19 protein-coding genes and 1 pseudogene are annotated in these 24,939 nt (G+C 73.3%); 10 read left to right on the forward strand and 10 right to left on the reverse strand.

From position 1 onward, the window contains the following. Positions 1-42: 42 nt before the first annotated feature. The 3 genes and pseudogenes from KV205_RS21910 to KV205_RS21920 form a co-directional block, all read right to left on the reverse strand. Positions 43-414, reverse strand: a pseudogene (locus KV205_RS21910) (VOC family protein); the annotation flags it as partial. 83 nt (positions 415-497) lie between these two features. Further along, complete coding sequence (locus KV205_RS21915; RefSeq protein WP_265866232.1) at positions 498-1,217, reverse strand: VWA domain-containing protein; 720 nt, start codon at positions 1,215-1,217, stop codon at positions 498-500. Then, positions 1,218-1,793 carry a PadR family transcriptional regulator gene (locus KV205_RS21920; protein ID WP_265866233.1) on the reverse strand — a complete coding sequence of 192 codons (576 nt, stop codon included), beginning with the start codon at positions 1,791-1,793 and terminating at the stop codon, positions 1,218-1,220. Positions 1,794-1,879: 86 nt separating this feature from the next. On the opposite strand from KV205_RS21920, the gene KV205_RS21925 reads away from it, so the two are divergent. Genes KV205_RS21925 through KV205_RS21935 form a run of 3 tightly spaced genes read left to right on the forward strand, consistent with a single transcriptional unit; the run spans position 1,880 to position 4,619 of the window. Next, positions 1,880-3,007 carry an LLM class flavin-dependent oxidoreductase gene (locus KV205_RS21925; RefSeq protein ID WP_265866234.1) on the forward strand — a complete coding sequence of 376 codons (1,128 nt, stop codon included), beginning with the start codon at positions 1,880-1,882 and terminating at the stop codon, positions 3,005-3,007. Further along, complete coding sequence (locus KV205_RS21930) at positions 3,004-3,738, forward strand: glucose 1-dehydrogenase (RefSeq protein WP_265866235.1); 735 nt, start codon at positions 3,004-3,006, stop codon at positions 3,736-3,738. Before KV205_RS21925 ends, KV205_RS21930 begins: the two co-directional genes overlap by 4 nt. Then, entirely contained in the window at positions 3,735-4,619 is an 885-nt protein-coding gene (locus KV205_RS21935; RefSeq protein ID WP_265866236.1) for an alpha/beta hydrolase, read from the forward strand. The genes KV205_RS21930 and KV205_RS21935 overlap by 4 nt, the downstream gene beginning before the upstream one ends. A 128-nt stretch (positions 4,620-4,747) precedes the next feature. On the opposite strand, the gene KV205_RS21940 is transcribed toward KV205_RS21935, so the two are convergent. The 3 genes from KV205_RS21940 to KV205_RS21950 all read right to left on the reverse strand — a co-directional run bounded on the left by KV205_RS21940 (position 4,748) and on the right by KV205_RS21950 (position 12,065). Next, positions 4,748-6,208 carry a glutamate synthase subunit beta gene (locus tag KV205_RS21940; protein ID WP_265866237.1) on the reverse strand — a complete coding sequence of 487 codons (1,461 nt, stop codon included), beginning with the start codon at positions 6,206-6,208 and terminating at the stop codon, positions 4,748-4,750. Beyond that, positions 6,201-10,775: a glutamate synthase large subunit gene (gene gltB / locus KV205_RS21945; RefSeq protein WP_265866238.1), complete on the reverse strand. Its 4,575-nt coding sequence runs from the start codon at positions 10,773-10,775 to the stop codon at positions 6,201-6,203. The genes KV205_RS21940 and gltB overlap by 8 nt, the downstream gene beginning before the upstream one ends. Before the next feature lie 561 nt (positions 10,776-11,336). Further along, positions 11,337-12,065, reverse strand: a complete 729-nt coding sequence (locus KV205_RS21950; RefSeq protein WP_265866239.1) for a VIT1/CCC1 transporter family protein — start codon at positions 12,063-12,065, stop codon at positions 11,337-11,339. Positions 12,066-12,303: 238 nt separating this feature from the next. Here KV205_RS21950 and KV205_RS21955 point away from each other — a divergent pair, with 238 nt between their 5' ends. From KV205_RS21955 to KV205_RS21985, 7 genes are all read left to right on the forward strand, one after another. Next, entirely contained in the window at positions 12,304-13,338 is a 1,035-nt protein-coding gene (locus KV205_RS21955) for an ADP-ribosylglycohydrolase family protein (RefSeq protein ID WP_265866240.1), read from the forward strand. A gap of 419 nt (positions 13,339-13,757) precedes the next feature. Further along, positions 13,758-14,876, forward strand: a complete 1,119-nt coding sequence (locus tag KV205_RS21960) for an ADP-ribosylglycohydrolase family protein (protein ID WP_374214706.1) — start codon at positions 13,758-13,760, stop codon at positions 14,874-14,876. Then, positions 14,845-16,008 (forward strand): ADP-ribosylglycohydrolase family protein, encoded by a 1,164-nt coding sequence (locus KV205_RS21965; RefSeq protein WP_265866241.1) that lies wholly within the window; start codon positions 14,845-14,847, stop codon positions 16,006-16,008. The genes KV205_RS21960 and KV205_RS21965 overlap by 32 nt, the downstream gene beginning before the upstream one ends. Continuing rightward, a complete protein-coding gene (locus tag KV205_RS21970; protein ID WP_265866242.1) occupies positions 16,005-17,651 on the forward strand; it encodes an ADP-ribosylglycohydrolase family protein in 1,647 nt (548 codons plus the stop codon). The genes KV205_RS21965 and KV205_RS21970 overlap by 4 nt, the downstream gene beginning before the upstream one ends. Then, positions 17,648-18,541 (forward strand): ribokinase, encoded by an 894-nt coding sequence (rbsK, locus tag KV205_RS21975; protein ID WP_265866243.1) that lies wholly within the window; start codon positions 17,648-17,650, stop codon positions 18,539-18,541. Before KV205_RS21970 ends, rbsK begins: the two co-directional genes overlap by 4 nt. Further along, positions 18,538-19,776, forward strand: coding sequence for a CaiB/BaiF CoA-transferase family protein (locus KV205_RS21980; RefSeq protein WP_265866244.1), 1,239 nt, complete (start codon positions 18,538-18,540; stop codon positions 19,774-19,776). Before rbsK ends, KV205_RS21980 begins: the two co-directional genes overlap by 4 nt. Then, positions 19,773-20,606: an aldolase/citrate lyase family protein gene (locus tag KV205_RS21985; RefSeq protein ID WP_265866245.1), complete on the forward strand. Its 834-nt coding sequence runs from the start codon at positions 19,773-19,775 to the stop codon at positions 20,604-20,606. Before KV205_RS21980 ends, KV205_RS21985 begins: the two co-directional genes overlap by 4 nt. 98 nt (positions 20,607-20,704) lie before the next feature. Here KV205_RS21985 and lgt read toward each other — a convergent pair whose 3' ends face one another. The 4 genes from lgt to trpB form a co-directional block, all read right to left on the reverse strand. Beyond that, a complete protein-coding gene (gene lgt / locus KV205_RS21990; protein ID WP_265866246.1) occupies positions 20,705-21,706 on the reverse strand; it encodes a prolipoprotein diacylglyceryl transferase in 1,002 nt (333 codons plus the stop codon). 69 nt (positions 21,707-21,775) lie between these two features. Beyond that, positions 21,776-22,606 carry a thioredoxin domain-containing protein gene (locus KV205_RS21995; RefSeq protein ID WP_265866247.1) on the reverse strand — a complete coding sequence of 277 codons (831 nt, stop codon included), beginning with the start codon at positions 22,604-22,606 and terminating at the stop codon, positions 21,776-21,778. A gap of 64 nt (positions 22,607-22,670) precedes the next feature. Next, positions 22,671-23,489, reverse strand: a complete 819-nt coding sequence (gene trpA, locus KV205_RS22000) for a tryptophan synthase subunit alpha (protein WP_265866248.1) — start codon at positions 23,487-23,489, stop codon at positions 22,671-22,673. After that, entirely contained in the window at positions 23,486-24,769 is a 1,284-nt protein-coding gene (trpB, locus tag KV205_RS22005) for a tryptophan synthase subunit beta (RefSeq protein ID WP_265866249.1), read from the reverse strand. The genes trpA and trpB overlap by 4 nt, the downstream gene beginning before the upstream one ends. Between the last annotated feature and the right edge of the window lie 170 nt (positions 24,770-24,939).

Genomic DNA, 24,939 nt, shown 5'->3' on the forward strand with positions numbered 1-24,939 from the left:
ACACCTTCCGTCCGGATTACTCCGGATACCGTTTCTCTACTGCGCCGCGCGCTCTCCCTTGCTGCGCTCGATGCAGAATTCGTTGCCCTCGGGGTCGGCCATGACGACCCAGCCGGTGCCGTCCGGGCGGCGCTGGTCGTCGACGACGCTCGCGCCGAGCTCGACCACCCGCTCGACCTCCTCGTCGCGGGTCCGGTCCTGCGGCTGGAGGTCCAGGTGGATCCGGTTCTTCACGGACTTCTTCTCGGGTACCCGGATGAAGAGCAGGGCGGCACCCGGCGTCTCCAGGAGGGCCTCGGGGTCGCCGGGGTTGTCCTCGTCGGAGAGCTTGGCATCGAGGACCCGGGCCCAGAAGGACCCCAGGGCGTAGGCGTCGGAACAGTCGATCGTGACGTGGCGCACAAGAGAACTCATGCGGGTCACTATCGCCCGGCCCGGAACCGGCCGACCACCGGTTTACCGGTTTCCCGGTTCGTACAGGCGGGCCGCCCGGCGTCTCAGGACCGGACGATGCCCTGGGCGCGGGCGGCGGCGAGCCAGACGGGGAACTCGGCGAGGAGCCGGTCGTACAGCTCGGCGTCCGGGACCCTGCGCGGGTCCTTCCCGGCGTGGAAGAAGCCGGCGTTGTCGACGATCCGCTTCGCCGGCACCGGGAGCTCGTCGAGCCTGCGGAGGAAGTCGAACTGCCGGCTGTCCGGGTCGCCGAAACCGACGAACTGCCAGAACAGCGGCAGCCGGGCCGCCTTGCAGACGTACCGCTCGGCGGCGGGCCTACTGCTCGGCCCGCCGTCGGTCTGGAAGACGACGAGCGCGGGCTCGTCCGAGCCGCTGTCGAGGTAGTGGTCGATGACCGCGTCCATGGCCAGGTGGTAACTGGTCCTGCCCATGTGCCCGAGCCCGGCGACGATCCGGTCGATGCGTCCCTCGTGGTCGGCGAGCTCGATCTCGGTCTCGGCGTCGATGTCGGTGGAGAAGAAGACCACGGGGACCCGCCCGTCGTCGTCGAGCTGCGCGGAGAGCCCGAGCACCCGGTCGGCGAGGGCCTGCACGGTGCCGTCGGCGTAGTACGGCCGCATGGAGCCGGAGTAGTCGACGACGAGGTAGACGGCCGCCCGCTGCCCCTCCATCCCGTGCCTGCGGAGCGAGTCCCCCGCCTTCTTGTAGAGGCTGACCAGCGCGGGAGCGCTCTCCTCGACCTTGCGCAGACTCAGTGCCATTTACCTGTCCCCCTCCAGCTCCTCCATGTCCGCGAGCATGGCGTCGGCCAGGTCGCGTTCGGCCGTGTAGTAGCGCTCGGCCCACGTCAGGGTGAGCCGGGGGTACGCCCACGCCTCGTCCGCCCCCGCGTCGGCCACGTCCGCCTCGGCCCGCCGCCGCATGCCCTCGGCGTACTCCCGGTGCGCGGCCAGGATCTCCCGCATCCGCCCGGGTTCGATGAGGTGCCCGAGCCAGAGCCGCAGCATCGGCCCGTGCTTGAGGACGGGCGGGTCGAGCGGGGCCGTCCGGGCCCAGGTGCGCACGGCGGCGAGGCCCTCGTCGGTGATGCGGTAGACGCGCTTGTCGCGGCTGCCGGTCTCGGGGGCGACGAGCCGCGAGGTGGCGTAGCCGCTGCTCTCCAGGCGTTTGAGCTCGCTGTAGACCTGGCTGAAGGAGGGGCTCCAGTAGAACAGCCCGAGCGAGCGGTCGGCCCACTTCTTGACGTCGTAGCCGGACAACTCCCGTCCGTGGGACAGCAGTCCGAGCACTGCCCAGCCGGTCGCGGGAAGCCCTGGCACGGTCTCTTGGTCCACCACGGACGGCAGTCTACGGCCCTTCCCTCCTCTCCCTATGCCTGCTAGAAGTATTTCAATTAGGCATAACCGCCTGGGGAGGAGCTCCCGTGAAGTTCTCCATGATCTTCGAAGCACAGCTCGTCGACCCGACCCCCGACCGCGAACACCAGCTCATCCACGACTGCGTCGAACAGGCCGTCCTCGCCGAGGAGATGGGCTTCGACCGGATCTGGGCGGTGGAGCACCACTCCCTCACCCAGTACGCCCACATGAGCGCGTCCGAGATCTTCCTGACCTGGGTGGCCGCCCGGACCGAGCGGATCCGCCTCGGTCACGGCGTGGTCACCATGCCCTTCGGCTACCAGCACCCGGTCCGGGTCGCCGAGCGCGCCGCCATGCTGGACGTGCTGTCCGGCGGGCGGGTCGACGTCGGCGCCGGGCGCGGCGCGACCCGGCAGGAGATGCGGATGTTCGGGGTCCGGCCCGAGCACACCCAGCCGCAGGTGGAGGAGGCGCTGCGGATCTTCGCCGCCGCCTGGCGGAAGCCGGAGTTCGAGTGGCACGGCTCGCTCGACATCGGCCCCGGCGCGGTCCTCCCCCGCCCCGTGCAGCACCCCCATCCGCCGCTCTTCATGGCCTGCTCCAAGCACGAGACCCTCAGGCTGGCCGCCGAACTCGGCATCGGTGCCCTGGTGATGGGCTTCGCGGGCGCCGACGACGTGCGCGCGATGCGCACGGTGTACGACGAGGCCGTCGCCGTACGGGACGGCTCGAAGTTCGTCTCCACCGAGGTCAACGACCACTTCTCGGCGCTCTGCCCGACGATCGTGCTCGACGACGCGGCGCGCGCCCTGCGGCTCGGCACCCGTGGCCAGCGCTTCTTCGCCGAGTCCATCGCCCACTGGTACGGCGGCGGCCCCGCGCCCACCGGCCACGCCGAGGACGAGGACCACACCGCCGCCCTCGCCCGCGAGAGGGACGAGTTGGTGGCCCGGCTCCACGAGGCGCACATCCCGGCCCGGCCGGTCGACACCGGCACGTACAACACCGACCACGCCTACGGGGACGCCGACACGGCCATCGCCCATGTCGAGCGGCTGCGGCGGATCGGTGTCGACGAGGTGATGTGCCTGATCCAGATGGGCACGGTGCCGCAGGAGGTCTGTCTGGAGACCGTCCGCCAGTGGGGCGAGAAGGTCATCCCGCACTTCCGCGCGCTGGAGACGGCCGCGTGACCGGGCCCAAGGGTCTGCGGGACAGAGCCGTGATCGTCACCGGCGCGGCCCGGGGCCAGGGCGCCGCCGAGGCCCGGCTGCTCGCGGAGGCCGGCGCGCGGGTGGTCCTCACCGACGTACGGGAGGAGGAGGGCCGGGCGGTCGCGGCCGAACTCGGGCCGGACCGGGGCGTGTTCGTACGGCACGACGTGACGTCGGCGGAGGACTGGGCGGCGGTCGCGGCCACGGCGCTCGGCTCGTACGGCCGGCTCGACGGCCTGGTCAACAACGCGGCTCTGTGGCGCACCGCGCCGCTGGAGGACGAGACGTACGACAACTTCGAGCTGCTCCTGCGGGTCGATCTGCTGGGCCCGTTCCTCGGCATGCGGGCGGTGCTTCCGGCGCTGCGCGAGGCGGGCGGCGGCTCGATCGTGAACGTGTCGTCGACGGCCGGCCTGGTCGGCGTCCCGGGCCACGCGGCGTACGGCGCGGGCAAGTTCGGGCTGCGCGGCCTCAGCCGCTCGGCGGCGCGTGATCTCGCCCCGTACGGCATCCGTGTCAACACGGTCCATCCCGGCGCCGTCGACACCCCGATGACGGCGGCGGTCGCCGACCGGGACTGGTCGCACGTGCCGCTCGGGCGGATGGGCCGGCCGCGCGAGGTCGGGGAGCTGGTCGCGTTCCTGTTGTCGGACGCGGCCTCGTACGTGACGGGCGCCGAGTTCACCGTGGACGGAGGGCTCACCGCATGACGCCGGACCCCTTGACCCCGGCCGCCCGCGCCCTGTGCGACGCGATGTCGGCGGGCTTCCCGCGCCCCGAGGACGGCGCGGCGGCACTGCGGGCGGCGGCGCGGACCCACCTGGGCGAGCTCCCGCCGGGCGCCGGCGCCGTCGACACGTACGCGAAGGACGTCCCCGTCCGCGTGTACGAGGGCGAGGCCGACCTGGTCGTCGTCTTCGCGCACGGCGGCGGCTGGGTGCTGTGCGACCTGGACACCCACGACCGGCTGTGCCGCGCCCTCGCCGCCCGCAGCGGCGCGACGGTCGTCTCCGTCGACTACCGCCGCGCCCCCGAGCACCGCTTCCCGGCCGCCGAGGACGACGTGTACGCGGCCCTGGAATGGGCCGCCGCCCGGCACCCCGGCCGCCCCCTCGTCCTGGCCGGCGACTCCAGCGGCGGCAACCTCGCAGCGGCCTGCGCCCCGCGCGCCCGTGACCGCGGCGGCCCCGCGCTCGCCGGTCAGCTGCTGCTCTACCCGGTCCTGGACCACCGGCTGGACGGCGGGTCGGCGGCCACCTACGCGGAGGGCTTCTTCCACACCACCGCCCATATGCGCTGGTACTGGCAGCAGTATCTGGGCCCCGACGGAGACCCCGGCGCCGCCTCCCCCGGCCTGGCGACCGACGTCTCCGGCCTCCCGCCGACCCTGATCGTCCTCGCCGACTGCGACCCCCTCCGCGACGAGGGCCTCGCCTACGCCCGCCGTCTCTCGTCATCCGGCGTCCCGACCCACGTCCAGCTCCACACGGGCATGTTCCACGGCTTCCTGGGCGGCCTGGGAGTGCTCCCGGAGGCGGACCGGGCTCTGGACGCAGCGGCGGCCTGGCTCAGGTCCCTCGTCTGCCCGTAGGAACGCGTCCGCGTGGATTCGAACGCGCCGCGGCGCCCTACCCAGTCGTCCGGTCGGGGACATTCGGGGGGCGCCGCGCTCAGTTCCGTACGTCGTTGTACGGGACGTCAGAGGGGTGATCCGGCGGATCAGACCATCAGGGAACGGTCCGTCGGGCGGATCGGGGCCGGCAGGGAGCTGGCACCCGTCAGGTGGCGGTCGACGCCGCGGGCGGCCGAGCGGCCCTCCGCGATGGCCCACACGATCAGGGACTGACCGCGGCCGGCGTCACCGGCGACGAAGACGCCATCGACATTGGTGGCGAAGTCCGCGTCACGGGCGATGTTACCCCGCTCGTCGAGGTCCAGACCAAACTGCGCGACCAGGCCGTTCTCGACGTCGGTGCCGGTGAAGCCCATCGCGAGCGTGACCAGCTGGGCGGGGATCCTGCGCTCCGTGCCCGGCTTCTGGGTCAGCTTGCCGTCGACGAACTCGACCTCGACGAGGTGCAGGAACTGGACGTTGCCGTCCTCGTCGCCCTCGAAGTGGGTGGTGGAGACGGAGTAGACCCGCTCGCCGCCCTCCTCGTGGGCCGAGGTGACCTTGTAGAGCATGGGGAAGGTCGGCCAGGGCTGGCCGGCGTTCCGCTCCTCGCCCGGCTTGGGCATGATCTCCAGCTGGGTGACCGAGGCCGCGCCCTGGCGGTGCGCCGTGCCGACGCAGTCCGCGCCGGTGTCGCCGCCGCCGATGACGACCACGTGCTTGCCCTCGGCGGTGATCGGCGGGGCGACGAAGTCGCCCTCCTGCACCTTGTTGGCGAGCGGCAGGTACTCCATCGCCTGGTACACGCCCTTGAGCTCCCGGCCCGGGACGGGCAGGTCGCGGGCGGTGGTGGCGCCGGCCGCGACGACGACCGCGTCGAAGCGCTTACGCAGGTCGGTCGCGGTGATGTCGCGGCCCACCTCGACGCCGGTGCGGAACTTGGTGCCCTCCGCGCGCATCTGCTCGATGCGGCGGTTGATGTGCCGCTTCTCCATCTTGAACTCGGGGATGCCGTAGCGCAGCAGACCGCCGATGCGGTCGGCCCGCTCGTACACCACCACGGTGTGGCCGGCCCGGGTCAGCTGCTGGGCGGCGGCGAGACCCGCCGGGCCCGAGCCGATCACGGCGACGGTCTTGCCGGAGAGGCGCTCGGGCGCCTGCGGCTTGACGTCGCCTCCGTCCCACGCCTTGTCGATGATCGAGACCTCGACGTTCTTGATGGTGACGGCCGGCTGGTTGATGCCGAGCACGCACGCCGACTCGCACGGAGCCGGGCACAGGCGGCCGGTGAACTCCGGGAAGTTGTTGGTGGCGTGCAGCCGCTCCGACGCCGCCGACCAGTCCTCGCGGTAGGCGTAGTCGTTCCACTCGGGGATCAGGTTCCCGAGCGGGCAGCCGTTGTGGCAGAACGGGATGCCGCAGTCCATGCAGCGGCCGGCCTGCTTGCTGATGATCGGCAGCAGGGAGCCGGGGACGTAGACCTCGTTCCAGTCCTTGACGCGCTCGGCGACGGGCCGGGTCCTGGCGACCTCGCGGCCGGTGGTGAGAAAGCCCTTCGGGTCAGCCATGGGTCGCCGCCTCCATCATCTTCTCGGTGGTCTCGGCCTCGGAGAGGCCGGCGAGCTCAGCGGCGTCCTTGGCGGCGAGCACTGCCTTGTACGTGGTGGGGATGATCTTGCTGAAGCGGGCCGCGGCGGCGTCCCAGTCGGCGAGCAGCTTCTCGGCGACCGTGGAGCCGGTCTCCTCCTGGTGGCGGCGCACGACCTCGTGCAGCCACTCCCGGTCCGTGTCGGACAGGGCCTCGACGGCGCCGAGGTTGCCGGAGTTGACGTTGTCCGGGTTCAGGTCGATCACATAGGCGACGCCGCCGGACATGCCCGCCGCGAAGTTGCGGCCGGTCTCGCCGAGGACGACCGCCTGGCCGCCGGTCATGTACTCGCAGCCGTGGTCGCCCACGCCCTCGGAGACGACCAGCGCGCCGGAGTTGCGGACGCAGAAGCGCTCGCCGGTGCGGCCGCGCAGGAACAGCTCGCCGCCGGTGGCGCCGTAGCCGATGGTGTTGCCCGCGATGGTCGAGTACTCGGCCAGGTGGTCGGCGCCGCGGTCCGGGCGGACGATCACGCGGCCGCCGGAGAGGCCCTTGCCGACGTAGTCGTTGGCGTCGCCCTCCAGGCGGAGCGTGACACCGGCCGGCAGGAAGGCGCCGAAGGACTGGCCCGCGGAGCCCGTGAAGGTGATGTCGATGGTGTCGGCCGGCAGACCGGCACCGCCGAAGCGCTTGGTCACGTGGTGGCCGAGCATGGTGCCGACGGTCCGGTTGATGTTCCGGATGGCGACCTGGGCGCGGACCGGCTGGGCCTCCTCGGCGGAGGCGGCGTTCAGGGCCTCGGCGGCGAGCTCGATGAGCTCGTTGTCGAGGGCCTTCTCCAGGCCGTGGTCCTGCTCGATCAGGGCGTGGCGGACCGCGCCGTCGGGCAGCGCCGGCACGTGGAAGAGCGGCTCCAGGTCCAGGCCCTGCGCCTTCCAGTGGGAGACGGCACGGCTGGTGTCGAGCAGCTCGGCGTGGCCGACGGCCTCCTCGATCGAGCGGAAGCCCAGCTCGGCGAGGAGCTCGCGGACCTCCTGCGCGATGAACTCGAAGAAGTTGACGACGTACTCGGCCTTGCCGGAGAAGCGGTCGCGCAGCACCGGGTTCTGTGTGGCGATGCCGACCGGGCAGGTGTCGAGATGGCAGACGCGCATCATGACGCAGCCGGAGACGACGAGCGGCGCGGTCGCGAAACCGAACTCCTCGGCGCCGAGCAGCGCGGCGATGACGACGTCGCGGCCGGTCTTCAGCTGGCCGTCGGTCTGCACGACGATGCGGTCGCGCAGGCCGTTGAGCAGCAGGGTCTGCTGGGTCTCGGCGAGGCCGAGCTCCCAGGGGCCGCCCGCGTGCTTCAGCGAGGTCAGCGGGGAGGCGCCGGTACCGCCGTCGTGGCCGGAGATGAGCACGACGTCCGCGTGGGCCTTGGACACACCGGCCGCGACCGTGCCGACGCCGACCTCGGAGACCAGCTTCACGTGGATGCGGGCGACCGGGTTGGCGTTCTTGAGGTCGTGGATCAGCTGAGCCAGGTCCTCGATGGAGTAGATGTCGTGGTGCGGCGGCGGGGAGATCAGGCCGACACCCGGGGTGCTGTGCCGGGTCTTGGCGACCCACGGGTAGACCTTGTGGCCGGGCAGCTGGCCGCCCTCGCCGGGCTTGGCGCCCTGGGCCATCTTGATCTGGATGTCGTCCGCGTTGACCAGGTACTCGCTCGTGACGCCGAAGCGGCCGGAGGCGACCTGCTTGATCGCGGAGCGGCGCGCCGGGTCGTACAGGCGGTCCGGGTCCTCGCCGCCCTCACCGGTGTTGGACTTGCCGCCCAGCTGGTTCATGGCGATGGCGAGGGTCTCGTGGGCCTCGCGCGAGATGGAGCCGTAGGACATGGCGCCGGTGGAGAAGCGCTTGACGATCTCGGAGACCGGCTCGACCTCGTCGATGGAGATCGGGGTGCGGCCTTCGGCGGCGAAGCCGAACAGGCCGCGGAGCGTCATCAGGCGCTCGGACTGCTCGTTCACCCGGTCGGTGTACTTCTTGAAGATGTCGTACCGCTTGGAGCGCGTGGCGTGCTGCAGGCGGAAGACGGTCTCCGGGTCGAAGAGGTGCGGCTCGCCCTCGCGGCGCCACTGGTACTCGCCGCCGATCTCCAGGGCGCGGTGCGCCGAGGGGATGCCGGTGGCGGGGTACGCCTTGGCGTGGCGGGCGGCGACCTCCTTGGCGACGACGTCGAGGCCGGCGCCGCCGATCTTGGTGGCGGTGCCGTTGAAGTACTTCTCGACGAAGGCGGTGTCGAGGCCGACGGCCTCGAAGACCTGGGCGCCGCGGTAGGAGGCGACGGTCGAGATGCCCATCTTGGACATGACCTTGAGGACGCCCTTGCCGAGGGCGTAGATCAGGTTCCGGATGGCCTGCTCGGCCTCGGTGTCCGTGATGAAGGTGCCGGCCCGGACCAGGTCCTCGACGGACTCCATGGCCAGGTACGGGTTGACCGCGGCGGCGCCGTAGCCGATGAGCAGGGCGACGTGGTGGACCTCGCGGACGTCACCGGCCTCGACGAGCAGACCCACCTTGGTGCGCTGCTTGGTGCGGATGAGGTGGTGGTGCACGGCGGCGGTGAGCAGCAGCGACGGGATCGGCGCGTGCTCGGCGTCGGAGTGCCGGTCGGACAGGACGATCAGCCGGGCGCCGTCCTCGATCGCCGCGTCGGCCTCGGCGCAGATCTCGTCGATCCGGGCGGCGAGCGCGTCGCCGCCGCCGGAGACCCGGTAGAGGCCGGAGAGGGTCACGGCCTTCATGCCGGGCATGTCGCCGTCGGCGTTGATGTGGATGAGCTTGGCCAGCTCGTCGTTGTCGATCACCGGGAAGGGCAGGGTGACCGAGCGACAGGAGGCCGCGGTCGGGTCGAGCAGGTTGCTGCCCGGGCCGAGCGAGGAGCGCAGGCTCGTCACGAGCTCCTCGCGGATGGCGTCCAGCGGCGGGTTGGTGACCTGCGCGAACAGCTGGGTGAAGTAGTCGAAGAGCAGCCGCGGGCGCTCGGACAGGGCCGCGATCGGCGAGTCCGTGCCCATGGAGCCGATCGGCTCGGCGCCGGTGCGGGCCATCGGGGCGAGGATGACGCGGAGCTCTTCCTCGGTGTAGCCGAAGGTCTGCTGGCGGCGGGTGACCGAGGCGTGGGTGTGCACGATGTGCTCGCGCTCGGGGAGGTCGGAGAGCTCGATCTCGCCGGTCTCCAGCCACTCCGCGTACGGCTGCTCGGCGGCGAGGGCGGCCTTGATCTCGTCGTCCTCGATGATGCGGTGCTCGGCGGTGTCGACGAGGAACATCCGGCCCGGCTGCAGCCGGCCCTTGCGGACGACCTTGGCGGGGTCGATGTCGAGGACGCCGACCTCGGAGGAGAGCACGACGAGGCCCTCGTCGGTGACCCAGTAGCGGCCGGGGCGCAGGCCGTTGCGGTCGAGGACCGCGCCGACCTGGGTGCCGTCGGTGAAGGTGACGCAGGCGGGGCCGTCCCAGGGCTCCATCATCGTGGAGTGGTACTGGTAGAAGGCGCGGCGGGCCGGGTCCATGGAGTCGTGGTTCTCCCACGCCTCGGGGACCATCATCAGGACCGCGTGCGGCAGCGAACGGCCGCCGAGGTGGAGCAGCTCCAGGACCTCGTCGAAGGAGGCGGAGTCGGAGGCGTCCGGGGTGCAGACCGGGAAGATCCGCTCGATGCCGCGGCCGTCCTGGCCCTGGCCGAAGACGTCGCCGACGAGCTGGGCCTCGCGGGCGGTCATCCAGTTGCGGTTGCCCTTGACCGTGTTGATCTCGCCGTTGTGCGCGACGAAGCGGTACGGGTGGGCGAGCGGCCAGCTCGGGAAGGTGTTGGTGGAGAACCGGGAGTGGACCAGGGCCACGGCGGTGGCGCAGCGGCGGTCCGACAGGTCCGGGAAGAAGGGCTCCAGCTGGCCGGTGGTCAGCATGCCCTTGTAGACGATGGTGCGGGCGGAGAGCGACGGGAAGTAGGTCCCGGCCTCGCGCTCGGCGCGCTTGCGCAGGACGAAGGCCTTGCGGTCGAGCGCGATGCCGTTGCTCGTACCGTCTGCCACGAACAGCTGGCGGAAGACCGGCATGGTCGAGCGGGCGGAGGCGCCGAGCAGGTCGGGGGCGACGGGGACCTCGCGCCAGCCGAGGACGTTCAGACCCTCCTCGGACGCGATCGTCTCGATCCGCGAGACGGCCTGTGCGGAGCCGTCGGCGGGGAGGAAGGCGATGCCGACGGCGTACGCGCCGGCCTCGGGAAGCTCGAATCCGGCGACCTCGCGGAGGAAGGCGTCCGGGACCTGGAGCAGGATGCCGGCGCCGTCACCGGAGTCGGGCTCGGAGCCGGTGGCGCCGCGGTGCTCGAGGTTGCGCAGTACGGTCAGCGCCTGCTCGACCAGCTCGTGGCTGGCAACACCGGTGAGGGTGGCCACGAACCCGACACCACAGGCGTCGTGTTCGTTACGGGGGTCGTACATCCCCTGCGGGGCGGGGCGACCGTCCATGGGCGACCAGGCGTCGGAACGCATCGGCTCTCCCGTCGTCGTCGTGGCATATGCAGCAGCCGAGGGACGACGTTGGCCCTCCGCGAAATTTCGTGCAGGTTACATGATGGCTGGCTTCTCGGAAAGTGGATAGCTCATTCCAGCATGCGGACACCACCGATACGGGCGGTGGCGGGTGGTTCAGCTGTGGGGTACGGGAATCGCGGTGCGACGAAGGCGTTTCCCGTGGGGAACGGACCGGGACCCTGGGGTGCGGGTGGACCGTCACAGAGCGGGCGTCATTGCCCGCGGCGCTTGTGCCTCATGCCCGCCGAACGGAACTTCGAAACCGCCCGGTAACCGGCTAGATATGTGGCGCTGTGCATAGTGTCTCACCGGAACGGCGGATCCGCCCAGGGAGATACGTCACAGAGACAGGGTGCCCGGTCGGCCCTACGGGCGCACGGCGAGCGGCGAGCGGCGAGGGTAGGCAGCAGGCGGAAGGCCCCCGCGGGTGCGGGGGCCTGTGGGGGGCCTGGGCGCGGCGGTGAAGCCGTTCTCGTACGGCTGGAGCACGGCCCGTACGGCTGGAGCGCGCTCGTACGGTCAGAGCGCGGCGCCGAAGAGCATGCCGAGCCCGTACGTCACGGCCGCGGCGGCACCGCCGAGGACGAGCTGGCGCAGTCCGCTGAACCACCAGCTGCGGGCGGTCACCCGGGCGACCAGGGCGCCGCAGGCGAAGAGCCCGAGGAGCGCGAGCAGCACGGCCGGCCAGAGCGCGGTCGCGCCGAGCAGATACGGCAGGACGGGCAGCAGGGCGCCGAGCGCGAAGGAGCCGAAGGACGACACCGCGGCGACCGTCGGCGACGGCAGGTCGTCGGGGTCGATGCCCAGCTCCTCGCGGGCGTGGATCTCCAGCGCCTGCTCCGGGTCCCGGGACAGCTGCATCGCGACCTCGCGGGCGAGCGCGGGCTCGACGCCGCGGGAGACGTAGAGCGCGGCCAGCTCCTCCATCTCGTCGATCGGGTGCTTGCGCAACTGGCGTCGCTCGACGTCCAGTTCGGCCTGGACCAGCTCACGCTGCGAGGCGACGGAGGTGTATTCGCCCGCGGCCATCGAGAAGGCGCCGGCGGCGAGACCGGCGAGACCGGTGATGACGACGGTCTGCGAGGAGACCGCGCCGCCGGCGACACCGGTCATGAGCGCCAGGTTGGAGACGAGTCCGTCCATCGCGCCGAAGACCGCGGGGCGCAGCCAGCCGCCGTTGACGTCACGGTGGGTGTGGTTGTCGCGGTGGGCTTCGTGGAGCGGCGCGACGGCTTCGATGATGGACATGCTTCTCCCCTGTCTTCGCTGCGGGTTCGGCAGCCCCGCCCCCTTCGACATCCTCGAAAATACGCCCGATGTAAGGGGCTCGCCAGCAAGGCAGGCCGTACTTACTAAGGCTGACCTTGCCGTTCGCGCGGGGACCGGAGGGAACTGACACACCGTCACCCGGGTGACAGAAACGTTTCCGTGAAGGGTGTGTGCCCCCGCGTGGCAGAGATGGGGGAGAGCACGGAAGGGGTACGGAATGAGGACCGGCGACGCGACTGTCAGGGCGGGGACGGGCGGGGCGGCGAGAACGGCGGGCGAGGTGCGGGAACGGGCGCGGGGGGCGTTGCTCGGCCTCGCGGTGGGCGACGCGCTCGGCGCGCCCGCGGAGAATCTGCGGCCCTCGGAGATCCGCCGTCGCTGGGGCCGGATCGAGGGCTTCGTGGCGGACCGCCCGGCCGGTACCGACGACACCGAGTACGCCATCTTCTCGGGCCTGTTGCTCGCCCGGCACGGCTCCGCCCTGACCGTGGCCCATGTCGAACGGGCCTGGCACCACTGGATCGCCGACCTCGACGAAGGCCCGTTCCGGGGCGCGGGCTTCTCGGAGCGCGGCACCCTGGAGAACCTGCGGCGGGGCCTCGCCGCGCCCATCTCGGCCCAGCACCGGCACGCCTGGAGCGACGGTCTCGCGATGCGGGCGGCACCCTTCGGGGTCTTCGCGGCGGGCCGCCCGGCGGAGGCGGCGCGGCTCGTCTCCATCGACGGCAGCGTCAGCCACGAGGGCGAGGGCATCTACGGCGGCCAGGCGGTGGCGGCGGGCGTCGCGGCGGCGATGGACGGCGCGAGTGTCACCTCCGTCATCGCGGCCGCCCTCTCCGTGGTCCCGATGGACTCCTGGACCGCCCGCTCGATGCGCCGCGCGGTGGTGGCGGCCCAGCGCGTCGAGCCGGACCCGCTGACCCGGGAGCGCGCGGTGCGCTCCGCCGTCGTCATCGGCGGCTACCCCTGGACCGACCTCGCCCCCGAGGCCGTCGCCCTCGCCTTCGGCGCCTTCGCCGCGGCCCGCGGCGACTTCCGCACCTCGGTCCTCACCGCCGTCAACATGGGCCGCGACGCCGACACCACCGCCGCCGTCGCCGGCGCCCTCGCCGGCGCCCTGGGCGGCGCCGCCGCGATCCCGCCCGAATGGGCCTCCGTCATCCCCCCGGTCGCCGGCTCCTGCCTCCCCTCCATGCGCGGCTACCACGTCCTCGACATCGCCGACCTGCTCACCCCGGAGGGAGAGTCCTGATGAGCGCAGACCTGACGACCACGGCAACGCCGAACCGAGGCGGCGAGGAATGGTCTTCGACGAGTTCGGAGGACCGCGCGGAGGCGCCAGGCGCCCAGCCCGACGGGCGGGTGGACGGCCGGCCCGACGCCGGGGGCGGAGCCGGGGGCGGAGCCGGTGGGCAGGGTGCGCAGGCACGCCTCGGCGCGCCGACCGACTCGGCTGCGGCAGCGGCAGCGGCAGCGGCAGCGGCAGCGGCGGGCGCGAATCCCGGCGAAGCCGGGCCGCAGGGTCGCGCCGCCCGCCGATCCGGCGAAGCCGCCACCGCCGAAAGGGCCCGGCCCGCCGCGCCCACCGGGCGCCGGGCGCCGGTGCTGGGGGTGCGCAGGCGGGGGCGGGGCGCGGCGCGACGCGAGGGGATCGAGGGGGTGTTGCTCGGGATGGCGGCCGGGGACGCGGCCGGGTGGCCGGCGGCACGGCACCGGGCGGCGCGGATGCCGGAGTGGACACGGCGGCTCACGCGGGAGCTGGACACGTTCGCCGAGGAGAACGCGACGACGACGCTGCCCGTACCGATCGCGCTGAACCAGCCGCCCGAGCCCCTCCGCCTCGGGCCCTCGGACGACGCCGAGTGGGCGGTGTTCACGGCGGAGGCGCTGCTCGCGGCGGCGGGACCGCTGTTCCGGACGCTCGCGCCCGAGCGGCGGCTGCGGGCCGCCGTCGACCAGGCGTGGAACGCGCTCGCGAGCCAGGTCGCCGCCGCGGCCGCCCGCGCGCCCGAGGTCGAGTCCGCCGTGCTCCCGCTGCGGGCGCGGATCTCGGTGCGGGCCGGGCTCGGGAACCTGGCGACCGGACTGCGGCCGCCCGCGACCGGGCACGACAACCCGCACTACTTCGACGACGCCGCCTGCGTCCGCGCCGCCGTGCTCGCCCTCGTCCACCCCGGGGACCCCCAGGCGGCGGCCGCGCTCGCCGAGTTCGACGCGCGGTACACGCAGGACGGCGACGGCGTGCACGGCGCCCGGGCCATGGCCGCGGCGGTCGCGGCGGCGCTCGGCGGCGCGTCGGCGGCGGACGCGGTGGGGGCGGCGCTCGCCCAGCTGCCGCCCGTGACGGAGATCGGCCGCAACGCCCGCCACGCCGTCCAGCTGGCCCGCACCGCCACCACCGCCTTCGAGCTGGTCCCGCTCCTGGAGCACCAGATCGTCGACCACGTCTACAGCTACGGCATCGCCGCCGCCGAGACCGTCCCGGTCGCCCTCGCGCTCGCGCTCGCCGCGCGCGGCGACATGACCGCCGCCGTACCGGCCGCCGTCTGTCTGTCCCGGGTCGCCGACTCCGCTCCGGCCCTCGCGGGCGCGCTCACCGGCGCGCTGGGCGGCGGCGGTTCGGTGCCGGCGACCTGGCGGGCCGCCTGCCGCACCCTCGCGGGCTGCGCCCTGCCCCGCCTCGCGGGCACCGACCTGGTCGAACTCGCCGGTCTCCTCGCAGCCACGGAACCGATCACCCCGGGTGGACAATTCCGGCATGACGCCTCAAACTCACCCCACTCTGGATGACCGCATCACCGGCAGCCTCCTCGGGGCCGCCGTGGGCGACGCCCTCGGCGGCCCCGTCGAGGGCTACACCCCCGAACAGATCGTGGAACGCCACGGCGGCCGCGTCACCGGCATCGTCGGCCCCTGGAACGGCGCCGACTGGCGCACCGCCCGCCCCATCGCGCCGTACCACAAGGGCGACGGGCACGTCACCGACGACACCCTGATGACCCACGCCCTGATCAGGGTGTACGAGAAGGTCCGCGACCACCTCGACGCGTACGCGGTCGCCGAGCACCTGGTCCCCGAACTCATCGGCCGCCCGGTCTGGATCCCGGAACTGGAGGCGGAGGCGCTGCCCCTCCAGCGGGTCTTCCTGGCCGAGAAGTGGATCGTCGCCCGGCTCCACTACGGGCACGCCGACCCGCGCGAGGCCGGCACCGGAAACATCGTCAACTGCGGCGCCGCGATGTACATGGCCCCGGTCGGCCTGGTCAACGCCGCGCACCCGGCCGCCGCGTACGCCGAGGCGGTCGACATCGCGGGCGCCCACCAGTCCTCGTACGGACGCGAGGCCGCCGGCGTCTTCGCGGCCGCCGTCGCCGCGGCCTGCGCGCCCGGCGCGACCCCGCGCTCGGTCGTGGACACGGCGCTCGCCCTCGCCAAGGACGGCACCCGCGCGGCGATCGAGGCGGTCGCCGAAGTCGGCGACGCGCACCGGGACTTCGAGACCGCGCTCGCCCCGCTGCGCCGGGCCGTCGCCCCCTTCGACTCCGTCGGCCCCGACTACCGCGCCCCCTCCCTGGACGCCCGCCGCCCCTCCCGGACCCACGCCATCGAGGAACTGCCCGTCGCCCTCGGCATGCTTCTCGTCGGCGACGGCGACTACCGCCGTACGGTCCTCGGCGCCGTCAACTACGGCCGCGACTGCGACTCCATCGCCACCATGGCCGGCGCGCTCGCCGGCGCCCTGCACGGCGAGTCCGCCGTCCCGGCGGAGTGGGCGAAACAGGTCGCCGAGGCCAGCCGCCTGGACCTGCACGCCCCGGCCGCCGCCCTGACCGCCGTCACCCACGAGATCTTCGCCCGCGACACGGCCCGCCGCCGCGCCCACGAGTCGGCGTACGCGACCCTGACGGGCGCGGCCCGATGACGAGCACCCCGGACGTCCCCTCCGCCCCTGTGGGCCGCGAACTCGGCCTGGTCTCGGAGGGCAACCGGCCCACCCCCTCCCGCAACGACACCAGAACGCCCGCCTGTTCGGCGCCCCCCGCCGCGCTCCGGCTCACCTGGGTCCAGCCCGAGGACCTGGTGGGTCACGAACTGCGCCAAGCGGCGGAGGACGGCCGCGACGCCCGCGCCCTCGCCGCCCGCTGGTCCGCCGCCGGCGGCCCACCCGCACCCCCCACCGCCGGCGCCTCCCCCACCCCCCGCCCGGACCTCCGCCCCCTGGCCGAGTCCCTCCTCGACGCCCTGTCCGAACTCCCCTCCCCCCTCGCCCCACTGGAACCCACCCCCCTCGCCGCGATCGTCGCCGCCTGCCCCGCCTGGCCGCCGAGCCCCGGCGAAGCCGCCACCGGGCAGGGCGCCGCCCACAGCCCGGCCGGTCCTCCCGCGCGCGAAGCGCCGCGGTACCGGGGGGACGGGGGCGGAGCCCCCGGTCTCGTCAGAGTTTCGGGGTGGGGGCACCGCCCAGGCGAAGCTCTGGGGGAGGGCGGGGTGGGGGCCCGGGAATCCGACGCCCTGTACGACCGGCTGCACGCCGCCTGGCTCGGCCGCGCCGCCGGCTGCCTCCTCGGCAAGCCCGTGGAGAAGCTGCCCCTCCCCGCCATCCGCGCCCTCGCCCGCGCCACCGGCAACTGGCCGCTCCGCGACTGGTTCACGGCCCGCGGCGTCCCCGCGGAGCTCCTCGCCGCACACCCGTGGAACCGGCGCTCCGCCACCACCTCGCTCGCCGAGAACATCGACGGGATGCCCGAGGACGACGACCTCAACTACCCCCTCCTCAATCTGCTCCTCCTCCGCCGCCACGGCCGCGGCTTCGACACCGCCGACGTCGCCCGGCTCTGGCTGGACGAACTGCCCGCCGGACGCACCTTCACCGCCGAGCGGATCGCCTACCGCAACCTCCTCGACGGTGTCGAACCCCCGTACACCGCCTGCCGCCGCAACCCCTTCCGCGAGTGGATCGGCGCGCAGATCCGCGCCGACGTGCACGGCTGGACCCACCCCGGCGACCCGGCCGGCGCCGCCCGCCAGGCCCACCGGGACGCCGTGCTCAGCCACACCGGCAACGGCGTGTACGGCGCGATGTTCGTCGCCGCGACGATCGCCGCCGCCGCGAGCGGGACCGCCGACGTGCACACCTGCCTCGCCGCCGGGCTCGCCGTCGTGCCGCCCGGGTCACGGCTGGCCCGGGCCGTGCGGTTCGGCATCGGGGCCGCCCGTACGCAACCGGACTTCGACACCGTGGTGGACCGGCTCCACGCCGAACTCGGCGGGTATCACTGGGTCCATGCCGTGCCCAACGCCGCCCTGCTCGCCGCCGCGCTCACCCACGCCGACGGCGACTTCACCCGCTCCATCGGCGCGGCCGTGTCCGGCGGCTGGGACACCGACTCCAACGGAGCCACCGCCGGCTCGGTCGCGGGACTGCTCGCCGGACACCCGGACCGCCTGCCCGAATCCTGGACCTCCCCTCTCAAGAACCGGCTCTCGACCTCGGTGCCGTCCTTCGACGGCATCGGCTTCGACGCCCTGGCCGCACTGACGCACTCGGAGGCAGTACGCCCATGACCAGCAGCATCGTCGTGCTCGGCAGCACGAACATGGACCTCGTGGCCTATGTGGCCAAGGCGCCCGCCCGCGGCGAGACCGTCACCGGCCGCGAGTTCCGCACCGTCCCCGGCGGCAAGGGCGCCAACCAGGCCGTCGCCGCCGCCCGGGCCGGCGCCGAGGTGTCGATGATCGGCGCGGTCGGCGCCGACGACTTCGGCCTACGGATGCGGGCCGCGCTCGAACACAGCGGCGTCGACACCGATCTGCTCCGCACCGTCGAGGGCGCCTCCGGCACCGCCCATATCGTCGTCGACGACGAGGGCGGCAACGCGATCGTCGTCGTCCCCGGCGCCAACGGCACCGTCACCTCCCTCGACCACGGCGACGAGGCCCTGATCGGCACCGCCGACGCCCTGCTCCTCCAGCTCGAACTCCCCCTCTCCGTGGTCGTCGAGGGTGCGCGGGCCGCCCGCGAGCGCGGCGTCCGCACCATCCTCACCCCCTCCCCCGTCCAGCCCCTGCCGCCGGAACTCCTCGCCGCCACCGACCTGTTGGTGCCGAACGAGCACGAGGCCACCGCCCTCACCGGCGAGACCGACCCGGCCGCCGCCGCCAAGGCGCTCCTGCAGCAGGTGCCCGAGGTGGTCGTCACCCTCGGCGCGGCCGGCTGCCTGCACGCCGTGCGCGGCGCCGAGCCGCGGACCGTGCCCGCGCCCCGGGTCCGGGCCGTGGACACCACCGCCGCCGGCGACACCTTCGCCGGGGTCCTGGCCGTGGCCCTCACCGAGGCCCGCCCCATGCCGGAGGCCCTCGCCTGGGCGTCGGCGGCCGCCGCCCTCTCGGTGCAGCACGAGGGCGCGTCCACCTCGATGCCGTACCGCGCCGCGATCGAGGCGGCCCTCGCATGACCGCCGCCGTGAGCCCCGCCGCCACGAGCCCCGACGCCGGCACCGCCCCGCAGCCGCCGCTGCACGGACTGCGCGTCCTCGACCTCGCCACCCTCTTCGCGGGCCCGCTCGCCGCGATGATGCTCGGCGACTTCGGGGCCGACGTGATCAAGATCGAGCACCCCCGCAAGCCCGACCCGTCCCGCGGCCACGGCCCCGCCAAGGACGGCGTCGGCCTGTGGTGGAAGGTCCTCGGCCGCAACAAGCGGACCATGACCCTCGACCTGTCCACGCCCGGCGGCCGCGACACCCTGCTGCGGCTCGCCGCCGATGCCGACGTGATCGTGGAGAACTTCCGCCCCGGCACCCTGGAACGCTGGGGCCTCGGCTGGGAGGAGCTGTCCACGGTCAACCCGCGCCTGGTGCTCGCCCGGGTCACCGGCTTCGGCCAGTTCGGCCCGTACGCCCACCGGCCCGGCTTCGGCACCCTCGCCGAGGCCATGAGCGGCTTCGCCGCCATCACCGGCGAGCCGGACGGACCGCCGACCCTGCCGCCCTTCGGCCTCGCCGACTCGATCGCCGCCCTCGCCACCGCGTACGCCGTGATGACCGCGCTCACCGCCAGGCACACCACCGGCCACGGCCAGGTCGTCGACATGGCCATCATCGAACCGATGCTCTCCGTCATCGGACCCCACCCCCTCTGGTACGACCAGCTCGGCTACGTCCAGCCGCGCACCGGCAACCGCTCCCGCAACAACGCCCCGCGCAACACCTACAAGACCTCCGACGGCTCCTGGGTCGCCGTCTCCACCTCCGCCCAGTCGATCGCCGAACGCGTGCTGCGCCTGGTCGGCCGGCCGGAGCTGATCGACGAACCCTGGTTCGCCACCGGCACCGGACGGGCCGCACACGCGGACGTCCTCGACGAGGCGGTCGGCTCCTGGATCGCCCGCCACACCCGCGACGAGGCCATGGCCGCCTTCGAGAAGGCGGAGGCCGCGATCGCCCCCGTCTACGACGTCCGCGACGTCCTCGACGATCCCCAGTTCCAGGCCCTCGGCACCGTCACCGAGGTCCCGGACCCCGAACTCGGCCCGATCCGGATGCAGAACGTGCTCTTCCGGCTCTCCGACACCCCCGGCGCGATCCGCTGGACCGGCCGCCCGCACGGCGCCGACACCCACACCCTCCTCTCCGAGCTCGGCCTCACCCCCGGCGAGATCGCCACCCTGCGCGCCGAAGGAGCCGTATGACCCCCACCCGGCCCGTCACCCGCCCTGTCACCCGACCCGTCCCCCTCACCTGGCTCTACGCCCCGGGCGACCGCCCCGACGTGGTCGGCAAGGCCCTGGCCTCCGGCGCCGACGTCGTCATCGTCGACCTGGAGGACGCGGTGGCCCCGGACCGCCGGGCCTACGCCCTCGCGGCCACCCGCGAACTGCTCGCCGACCCCCAGCCCGTACCGGTCCATGTCCGTGTGCACGCACCCCGCGACATCCCATCCCTGGTCTCCCTCCCCGGACTCGTCGCTCTCCGTGTTCCCAAGGTGACACACCCCACTGACATCGCCCGGATCGCCGAGATCGCCGCGGGCCTCCCGCTCTACCCGCTCCTGGAGAACGCGCTCGCCGTCGAGCACGCCCACGCCATCGCCGCCGCCCACCCCTCGGTCCACGGCATCGCCCTCGGCGAGGCCGATCTCGCCGCCGACCTGGGCGTACGGGAGGACCGCGGGCTCGACTGGCCGCGCAGCCGGGTCGTGGTCGCCGCCCGCGCCGCCGCCCTGCCGCCGCCGGTCCAGTCCGTCCACCCCGACGTCCGCGACCTCGACGCCCTCGCCGCGAGCTGCGCCCGGGGCCGCGCGCTCGGCTTCCTGGGGCGCACCGCGATCCACCCCCGCCAGCTCCCGGTGATCGAGCGGGCCTACCTCCCCGCCCCCGACGAGATCGCCGCGGCCGAGGAGGTGGTCAAGGCGGCCGAGGCCCAGGAGGGCGCTCTCGCGCTGCCGGACGGCCGGTTCGTCGACGCGGCCGTGGTCGCCCGGGCCCGCCGCGTCCTGGCCCTCGCCGCCCGCAGGGCCTGACGACCCGGCGTACACAACGGCGGAGGGCCGCCGGAACCCTTCGGTCCCGGCGGCCCTCCGCCATGTCCTGTGCCGCGAGCGGCCCTGTGCCGTGCGGGTCAGCGCCCGCCGGCCCCGGCCCCGTTCCCGGCGCCGTCCTTGTGCTTCTCCTCGACGCCGGTCTCGGCCTCGGTCTCGGCCTGGTCCGCGGGCTCGGCATCCTTGGCCTCGGCGTCCTTGGCCTCGGCGCCCTCGACGGCCTTCTCCTCGGCGTCGCCGTCCGCGGCGGGCTTCTCCGCCGTGTCGCCCTTCTTCGGCTCCACGATCTCCTCGCGGCCCGGGCGCACCTTCGCCGAGATCACGATGTAGAGGACGGCGAGCAGGAAGACGATGATCGCGGTCCACACGTTCAGCCGCAGGCCGAGGATGTGGTGCGCCTCGTCGACGCGCATGTACTCGATCCAGCCGCGGCCGGCGCAGTAGGCGGCGACGTACAGCGCGAAGGCCCGGCCGTGGCCCAGCTTGAAGCGGCGGTCGGCCCAGATGACCAGGAGCGCGACGCCGATGCACCACAGCGACTCGTAGAGGAAGGTCGGGTGGTAGAGGCCGGCCTCGCGGTTGGGGCCCGCGGTGATCTTCAGCGCCCAGGGCAGGTCGGTCGGCTTGCCGTAGAGCTCCTGGTTGAACCAGTTGCCCCAGCGGCCGACGGCCTGGGCGAGGGCGATGCCGGGCGCGATGGCGTCCGCGTACGCCGGGAGCGGGATGCCGCGGCGGCGGCAGCCGATCCAGGCGCCGACGGCACCGAGCGCGATGGCGCCCCAGATGCCGAGGCCGCCCTCCCAGATCTTGAAGGCGTCGACCCAGTTCTCACCCTCGCTGAAGTACAGCTGGTAGTCGGTGATCACGTGGTAGAGGCGGCCGCCGACGAGGCCGAAGGGCACCGCCCAGACGGCGATGTCGGCCACCGTACCGGCGGTGCCGCCCCGGGCGATCCAGCGCTTGTTGCCGAGCCAGACGGCGACGAAGACACCGATGATGATGCAGAAGGCATAGCCGCGCAGCGGGATCGGTCCGAGGTGGATCACGCCGGTCGACGGGCTGGGAATGTAGGCAAGGTCCATGGCAGGTCCGACGCTACCCTGCCGGGCGGGCCGTGCGGCAGCCAGCCCGGCAACTTCTCCGTAACGCCGTCAGCGGGTGGGTGAACCGGCGGCCGGGGACGCGGTGCCGGGCTTCTTGCCCCTGTTGGCCTCGGCGACCCACTTCTTCAGGTTGTCCGGGGAGATCTGCTCGCTGCCCTTCTGCGGGAAGATCGATTCTCCGTTGAGCAGCACGGACGGGGTGCCGTTGAATTCGCTCTTCTTGAAGGCGTCGTTCGACTTCTTCACCCAGCCGTCGTGCGTGCCGTCCTCGACGCAGCCGCGGAAGGCGGGCGTGTCGAGCCCGGGGACCTTCCCGGCGAGCTCGATCAGCTTGTCGTTCTCGGCGTAGGCGTCGTCGGTCTCCGGCGGCTGGTTGGTGTACAGCACGTCGTGGTACGCCGTGAACTTCCCGGCGTCCTGGGCGCAGGCCGCCGCGTTCGCGGCGCGCAGCGAGCCGCTGCCGCCGAGGTTGCCGTCGATGAGGGTGGCGAGGTGGTACTCGGCCTTGAGCGCGCCCGCCGCCTCCAGTTCGTGGATCGTGTCCCGGAAGGCGCCCTCGAACTGCTGGCAGGCGGGGCAGCGGAAGTCCTCCCAGATCTGCAGGGTGGAGGGGGCGTCCGGTCGGCCCGTCGGGATGGCGGGCCGGTCGCCGGCGATCGCCCCGGCCGGGTCGACGACGGGGCCGGCCTTGTCGGAGCTGTCCTTGCCCCCGCTGTTGGCGGCGATCACGCCGACGACCGCGGCCAGGCCGAGGACGCCGACCACCGCCGCCGACACGACGAGGACGCGCCGCTGCTTCTCCCGCGCCTTTTCGCGCTCGCGCTGCTGCTGAAGGCGCTCCCGCGCGCTCCGATTACCGTCACGGTTCTTCTCGCTCACGCCCACGAGAACGAACCGGGGAGGCGCGGGCGCGCCTCCCCGGTCGCAAATCCACCCGTATGGGTTACGAGGTGCGGCGCACGCCCTGGGCGAGTTCGGCCGCCAGTTCCCTTACGGCGCCGAGCGCGGCGGCCTCGTCGCCGTCCGCGTCGAGGATCCGCTTGACGAAGGCGGAGCCGACGATGACGCCGTCGGCGAAGCCGGCGACCTCCTCGGCCTGCTTGGCGTTGGAGACGCCGAGGCCGACGCAGACCGGCAGGTCGGACGTGGCGCGGGTACGGCGGACCAGCTCGGCGGCCTGCTCGCCGACCGACTCGCGGGTGCCGGTGACGCCCATGAGCGAGGCGGCGTAGACGAAGCCGGAGCCGGCCGCGGTGATGGTGGCGAGGCGCTCGTCCTTGCTGCTGGGGGCGACGACGAAGACGGTGGCGAGACCGTGCTTGCCGGCGTGCTCCCTCCAGAGGGTGGACTCCTGGACCGGCAGGTCGGGCAGGATGCAGCCGGCGCCGCCGGCGGCGGCGAGCTCCGCGGTGAAGCGCTCGACGCCGTAGCGGTCGATCGGGTTCCAGTAGGTCATCACGAGGACCGGCTTGCCGGTGGCCTCGTAGGTCTCCTTGACCGTGCGCATCACGTCGGCGATCTTCAGGCCGCCGCGCAGCGCGATGTCGTCGGCGGTCTGGATGACCGGGCCGTCGAGCACCGGGTCGCTGTGCGGCAGGCCGACCTCGACGACGTCGGCGCCGCCGTCGAAGGCCGCCTTGATGGCGGCGATGCCGCCGTCGACGGACGGGAAGCCGGCCGGGAGGTACGCGATGAGCGCGGCCCGGTTCTCGGCCTTCGCCTTGGCGAGGGTGTCGCTCAGGAGCTGGATGTTGCCGGTCACTTCGCGTCCCCCTCGATCTCGGCGGTGTCGGCGGCGTTCGCGGCCACCTCGGCGTCGGTGTCGTACAGCCCGAAATAGCGAGCGGCGGTATCCATGTCCTTGTCGCCGCGGCCGGAGAGGTTGACGACGATCAGGCCCTCGGGTCCGAGCTCCTTGCCGACCTCCAGGGCGCCGGCGAGGGCGTGCGCCGACTCGATGGCCGGGATGATGCCCTCCGTACGGGACAGCAGACGCAGCGCCTGCATGGCGGCGTCGTCGGTGACGGCCCGGTACTCGCCGCGGCCGCTGTCCTTGAGGTAGGCGTGCTCGGGGCCGATGCCGGGGTAGTCGAGGCCGGCCGAGATCGAGTACGGCTCGGTGATCTGGCCCTCCTCGTCCTGGAGGACGTAGCTCCTGGACCCGTGCAGGATGCCGGGCTCGCCGGCGGTGAGGGTCGCGGCGTGCTCGCCGGTCTCGACGCCGTGGCCGGCCGGCTCGCAGCCGACGAGGCGGACGGCGGCGTCGGGGATGAACGCGTGGAAGAGGCCGATGGCGTTCGAGCCGCCGCCGACGCAGGCGACGGCCGCGTCGGGGAGGCGTCCGGCGCGCTCCAGGATCTGGCGGCGGGCCTCGACGCCGATGACCCGGTGGAAGTCGCGGACCATGGCGGGGAAGGGGTGCGGGCCGGCGACCGTGCCGAAGAGGTAGTGGGTGCGGTCGACGTTGGCGACCCAGTCGCGGAACGCCTCGTTGATGGCGTCCTTGAGGGTGCGGCTGCCGGACTTCACGGCCACGACCTCGGCGCCGAGCATGCGCATCCGGGCCACGTTGAGGGCCTGGCGCTGGGTGTCGACCTCGCCCATGTAGATGGTGCAGTCGAGCCCGAACAGCGCGCACGCGGTGGCGGTGGCGACGCCGTGCTGGCCGGCGCCGGTCTCCGCGATGACGCGGGTCTTGCCCATGCGCTTGGTGAGCAGGGCCTGGCCCAGCACGTTGTTGATCTTGTGCGAGCCGGTGTGGTTGAGGTCCTCGCGCTTCAGGAACACGCGGGCGCCGCCGGCGTGCTCGGCGAACCGCGGGACCTCCGTGAGGGAGCTGGGGCGGCCCGTGTAATGGACCATCAGCTCGTTGAGCTCGCGGGCGAACTCGGGGTCGTGCTTGGCCTTCTCGTACTCGACGGCGACCTCGTCGACGGCGGCGACGAGGGCCTCCGGGATGAACTTGCCGCCATAGGCACCGAAGTAGCCCTCGGGAGACGGGACCTGACCCTCCGGGTCGGGAATGAAGAACTCGCTGGACATGCGGTTGCTCCTCGCGGGGCGGGTGCCCCGGGATCACGTGTGGTCGGTGGTCACGGTATTGCGCGTGTCGTGTCGCGGGGTGCCTCGCCGCACCCGTTGTGGGCATACGTTCCGCAGGGGCTGGGGGTCCCCCCAGGGCGAAGCCCTAGGGGGAGGGTGGGCACAACGGA

The organism is Streptomyces sp. SKN60, assembly GCF_026236535.1.
GTDB lineage: Bacteria > Actinomycetota > Actinomycetes > Streptomycetales > Streptomycetaceae > Streptomyces.